Origin of the sequence: Phytobacter sp. V91 (assembly GCF_965644225.1) — a bacterium.
Lineage (GTDB): Bacteria > Pseudomonadota > Gammaproteobacteria > Enterobacterales > Enterobacteriaceae > CBFFRJ01.
Genome location: NZ_CBFFRJ010000388.1, coordinates 1 through 201, shown reverse-complemented (window position 1 = coordinate 201; position 201 = coordinate 1). Strand labels below are relative to the sequence as shown.

1 protein-coding gene is annotated in these 201 nt (G+C 37.3%); it reads right to left on the bottom strand.

The window, feature by feature from the left end:
* On the bottom strand, positions 1-176 hold a 176-nt coding region (locus tag ACSZO4_RS26060; protein WP_437891958.1), incomplete at its 3' end, for a type II secretion system protein.
* Positions 177-201: the final 25 nt, after the last annotated feature.

Below are 201 nucleotides of genomic sequence, written 5' to 3'. Positions count from 1 at the left end.
CTGATATAACTGTTTACCGCCTCGCCAAGCTGCCTGATTTGTTCTCCTGCTATTTTGGCCTGCGTATTTTCCTGTTCATGTTTTAGATCCTGAAAACGCATAAACGAAACTGCTGATGCAATCGCTAATACCAGAATCAATTCCAGTAAAGAAAAACCTTTCTTTTTTATTCTCATTGATATATCCCTTTGTTATGTTGTT